The organism is Rhodococcus sp. EPR-134 (assembly GCF_001647205.1).
GTDB classification, from domain to species: Bacteria; Actinomycetota; Actinomycetes; order Mycobacteriales; family Mycobacteriaceae; genus Rhodococcus_F; species Rhodococcus_F qingshengii.
This window is the reverse complement of the sequence record NZ_LVCT01000102.1, coordinates 1-2,851: the sequence shown is the minus strand read 5'-3', so window position 1 is coordinate 2,851 and position 2,851 is coordinate 1. Positions and strand designations below refer to the sequence as shown.

3 protein-coding genes are annotated in these 2,851 nt (G+C 60.8%); 1 reads left to right on the top strand and 2 read right to left on the bottom strand.

The genetic code is table 11. The features are described 5' to 3' along the window. On the bottom strand, positions 1 to 726 hold a 726-nt coding region (locus A2J01_RS05055), incomplete at its 3' end, for a hypothetical protein (protein WP_156519172.1). 6 nt (positions 727 to 732) lie between these two features. Here A2J01_RS05055 and A2J01_RS34945 point away from each other — a divergent pair. Then, positions 733 to 1,608 (top strand): hypothetical protein, encoded by an 876-nt coding sequence (locus A2J01_RS34945; RefSeq protein ID WP_082900796.1) that lies wholly within the window; start codon positions 733 to 735, stop codon positions 1,606 to 1,608. Between the two features lie 21 nt (positions 1,609 to 1,629). Here the strand turns inward: A2J01_RS34945 and A2J01_RS05045 are convergent, their stop codons facing one another. After that, a complete protein-coding gene (locus tag A2J01_RS05045) occupies positions 1,630 to 2,472 on the bottom strand; it encodes an HNH endonuclease family protein (RefSeq protein ID WP_231915705.1) in 843 nt (280 codons plus the stop codon). Positions 2,473 to 2,851 lie beyond the last annotated feature (379 nt).

The following is a 2,851-nucleotide window of genomic DNA, read 5'->3' as shown; positions in this document are numbered from 1 at the left end:
AGCGTCGTGGAGCCGAAACAGAGCTGCCGCTTCGAGCCCATCCCGCAGGTACTCGTACTCCCCCACCAGCGCTGAGCGCAGAGTCAGCTCGTCGAGGTCCGATCCAGCATTGAGCAGCGCGCGGAGGGCTGTGTCATCTCCGCGTACCGGTTGCCCGAGAAGGTCTTCCGAAGCCTGCTCGAGGAAGTCCGCGAGGGAGGAGAGTGCTGAATTCGGCTCCCCGGACGAACCCGGTGCAAGGACGAAAGGCACAACGCGTGTCGGATCATGGCCAACAGCTCTCCACCTCCCGGACTCGTATCCGTAGGCGAAGTTCAGGATTTCGTCGTTGCTTGCGGTGTCGAGCCACCAGGGTTCGGCACCGTGATCGCACAAGACGGCGCGGCCGCCCTCCAAAACAGGATCAGGGTCGTGCCGATCGAAACCGAAGATCGCAGCACGGCCGCCCGAAAGCGAAATGAAGTCGAAGTGTGATCCGCCGCCGTCACGGTAGGTGACTCGATTGTTTTCGATGGTGAAGGTCGAATGGAGGTCAGAGAAGGAGAAAACTGCCGCGTACGCTGCCGCCCATCCCGCGAGCATCCGATGTGCTGCAGCCGGATCCGGAAGGTCGATTTCAATCGGAGTCATCGTCAGACCGTAACGCTCACCCCAAGTGCGCTCGGCCCGGCGTGCGCCGCACCACAGGATCACCTGCCAGCGGAAGTCCGCGGCCACTGGAAGCATGAGCACATGCTCACTATCCGGATCACCGACAACGCCGCAGCATTCCTCGGTCTCGGCGTCGGGTTCTCCACGATCGACCCCACCGACGGCCTCACACCGCAGCTCAGGGCGAAGTTGAATCGCGGAATAGAACGCCGCGGAAAGCTCCTGGTCTGGGCGGACTCACGTGCCGACGACGCGAGTCCTCCGGCGAACTTCTTCGACTACACCGGGTGGGAATGCAACGACAGTTCATTCCACCTCGAAGACTATGTGCCACTGCGCGCCCCGAATGCCGTCGCTGAAGACTTCCTTCCCTCCGGCCTTCCGGTCGAGTCGATGGGACCGTTCATCACCAGATCCGATCAACGCGCGTTGCTCGAGCAAGGCATCGCGTTCGCCCGCGAATTCGCTCAGCTTGTCTACGATCTGCCCGAACCCACCCCCGTTCGCTGCATGATCTTCGTCAACAGCAATTGCGGAACCTTCCGGTTTCACCAGATCGAGCCCGGCGTGGAGTGGACCGCACTCAACCGCCTTGAGGACGACTACCCCACCAAGTTCAGCAGCAAGGGCGTCGTCGTCGACATCATCCCCTCCACCACCAGAACTTATCGGTGCCAAGTCTGTGGATACCCTGGATTACGCGAGCGGCCCTATGCCCGAGATGGTTCGGGTTCCGGCGAGAGGTGTCCAGCGTGCGCGTTCACGTTCGACGCGGCCCCCGGCGCCGACCAGCACCGCCACAGCAGGCAATCGAGCACGCATGAACAGTGGCGTGAACGCTGGATCTCCGGCGGAATGCGGTGGCAGAGCGCCCCGGAGGTGCCTCAACCAGTGATCTGGGAGCCGGTCAACGAACTCGCCGAATTACTCACCATGCGCCAGCGACCACCACAATGATGCAACGAAAACAGTGTGCCGTTACGATCCGGTCGATCCCAGGAACGGCGTGGGCTCGCTTGTTGCACAGGTGCTCAGTACGCGGTTGATGGCATCCTTCTCTGCCTGGGTGACCCACAGGTTGTAGGTGGACTTCACGTCGACCTGCGTGGCGACGTACCGGCAGCGGAAGTCCTTGTTGGGTGGGAGCCAGGTCGCGGCGTCGCCGTCACTTTTCTTCTGGTTTGCCGGCCCGTCGACGGCGAGGAGGTTGCGGGGGTCGTTCGCGAGATTGCGTCGTTCACGCTCGGTGAGTTTCTGAGCACCGACCTGCCAAGAGTTGCTGAGTGCGACCACGTGGTCGATCTGCACGGCGGAGGATGTTGTCTGCCCGCGTTGGAAGTTGATCGTCGTCGCAGTGTACGGGTCATGGAGTACCCCGGAGAGCACTGTGCATTGCTTTTCGCCGTTCTTGAATGCGACGTTCGCAAGATCACGGGTCAAGACGTCATTTCTTGTGTCACAACCATTGTGGCCAAATTCGACGTCAACATCATCTGTCCATGCGACCCCGAACTGATCACGGGAATAGCCCGTCTTGGGTGCGCGCCCCTTCACAGGAAGCGTTTCGAGAAGAGTCGTCGCGCGGTCGAGTTCTGTGCCGGTCAGCTGCCAATTCCGAGGTGCTGACCCGTCGCTCGTGGCGTTGAGTGCGCTCGGTTCGACCTCTGCTCCTACAGGATTCACGATGCCCGGGTCAGCGGCGATGGGCGCATTGAACTCGCAACCGCTGATCGCCAACGCAAGGATGCCTGCGAAGGCGCCGGCCACGAAGGACGTCGCTACATGGCGGATCGGTTTGGTTGAGTGTCGAATTCCGAACACTGAATGTCCTTTCGGTGAAGTTGTTACGTATCGGGTTTGGGCAGTATCAAGTTGTGCGTTGATGAGTTTCATCAAGTGAGGTGGTGGATGCGGCACGCACGATTCGGCGGGCTGATCGCTGGGCCACTGATGGGTTCAAACACGCAGATGAGTCGGGAGGTAAGCGCGCTTCGGCATAGTGTCGAGGTCAGTCAGCGCTCCAGCCTTTCGATTTCGTTGGTTTGTAGATGTTCGCCCCAGGTTTGAGTGCGTACGTCGGCGCATATCGGGCAGTAGGTTTCACCGCGGGCGCAGGTCCACCCTGCTCGCGTTTCGTATTCGTCTCCAGTGCAGTAGCTTTCGCTCATTACTTCTCGAAGATCCGTTGTTCCGCACGCGT

Excerpts from the sequence above, each read along its gene's own strand:
- A2J01_RS34945 (WP_082900796.1), top strand. The coding sequence starts at position 733 with ATGCTCACTATCCGGATCACCGACAACGCCGCAGCATTCCTCGGTCTC.